The following is a 1,528-nucleotide window of genomic DNA, read 5'->3' as shown; positions in this document are numbered from 1 at the left end:
TTCAAGCGGCGAGCTTTCGGGCGCTCCAGGGCGGGATGACGCCGCCCAAGGTGCTGGATGCCGTCCGCGAGGCGCGTGCACGGGGCGTTACGGTGCCGATTGTCCTGATGGGAGCTTACAATCCGGTTCTCCAGTACGGCCCGGAGACGTTCGCCAAAGACGCCGTGGCCGCTGGAGTGGATGGCGCAATTATCACTGACATGATCCCCGAGGAAGCCGACACCTGGAAGCCCCTCGCCGATGCGGCGGGTCTCGCGACGATCTTCCTACTCGCTCCGACATCCACGCCCGAGCGCATGGAGGCCGTGGGAAAGCTCGCGGCGGGCTTTATCTACTGCGTTTCCATGACGGGTATTACGGGCACCAAGGAAGTCGTTCCCAGCGAGCTTCCAAGCCTCGTGGCCGCCATTCGGGAGCACACGGCAAGCACCCCGGTCTGCGTGGGATTTGGCATCAAGACCCCCGAGCAAGTGGCGGCGATCTGCGCCTTCGCCGACGGTGCCGTGGTAGGCAGCTCGCTCGTTGCGCTTCTCGATACGAACCGCGACAACCCCGACGTGCTCGCGCTCGTCAAAGAGTATATTGCCGCGCTTAAAGCCGCCACGCGATAAACTAAGTCCGTGAGTTTCCCGCTTCCCACCTACCAGGGCCAGACCCCCGACCCGCACGCAGCCACCAAAGACGCCGTCACGGTCTGGAAGACCGGAAAGATTCCCCTGGTCGAGATCTTCTATTCTCTCCAGGGTGAGGGCGGGCGGGTCGGGCAGGCGACGGTATTTGTACGGCTGGCGGGCTGCTCGCTGGCCTGCTCGTTCTGCGACACGGACTTTCGCGTGAGGCGTGCACTGAGTATCGAGGAGATTGTCGCCGAAGTGATGAGCTTCGGCTGCGACTGGGTCTGCCTCACCGGCGGTGAACCCACTCTCTTTGATCTTCAGCCCCTCTGTGACGCGCTGCATACCGAGGGATTTTTCTTACAAGTCGAGACCAACGGCATGCACCCGCGCCCCGAGTGGCGGCTGGATCACGTCACTGTCTCGCCCAAAGAGACCGAGGGCGGCCACATCAAGCCCTGGTATTTTTTACACGCCACCGAGTTCAAGTATGTTGTAGACGACGACGCTGATATTGAGCGTGCTAAAGACTCGCTCTTTCCCGGGACGATATTTCTTCAGCCCAACGCCCTCAACCCCGCCGCGACCCCACTCTGTATCGCCGCCGTGCAGGCGCACCCGAAGCGCTTCCGGCTGAGCCTACAAACCCATAAACTGCTGGAGATTCCGTGAGACGCCATGGCCCGTAAGTTCACGGTGAGCCCGACTAAGCTGCGCACGTTTTACCAGTGCCCAGCCAAGTACAAGCTGGAGTACATCGAGAAGCTCGGGCGGTTCTATCGTAAGCCACGCGCGGGCTTCTCGTTTGGGGCATCGCTGCACAACGTACTGGAGCAGTTCCATGCGCAAGGTGGCGCGGAGAGCGTGACTGTCGAGACCCTCACCGAGACACTAGCGGCCAAGTGGCAGTCGCA

3 protein-coding genes are annotated in these 1,528 nt (G+C 61.8%); all 3 read left to right on the top strand.

Annotation, left to right across the window (positions count from 1 at the left end; all coding sequences use genetic code 11):
• Window positions 1–611, top strand: a 611-nt coding sequence (trpA, locus tag ACH2EH_RS13630; protein ID WP_395142542.1) for a tryptophan synthase subunit alpha, incomplete at its 5' end; no start/stop codon positions are given.
• A 9-nt stretch (window positions 612–620) separates the two neighbouring features.
• A complete protein-coding gene (locus ACH2EH_RS13625; protein WP_395142540.1) occupies window positions 621–1,286 on the top strand; it encodes a 7-carboxy-7-deazaguanine synthase QueE in 666 nt (221 codons plus the stop codon).
• 6 nt (window positions 1,287–1,292) lie between these two features.
• A partial coding sequence (locus ACH2EH_RS13620; RefSeq protein WP_395142538.1) for a PD-(D/E)XK nuclease family protein occupies window positions 1,293–1,528 on the top strand: 236 nt, incomplete at its 3' end.

The organism is Armatimonas sp., from assembly GCF_043760365.1.
Lineage (GTDB): Bacteria > Armatimonadota > Armatimonadia > Armatimonadales > Armatimonadaceae > Armatimonas.
Note: the sequence above shows the minus strand (reverse complement) of the source record. Positions and strands in the feature narration are given on the sequence as shown.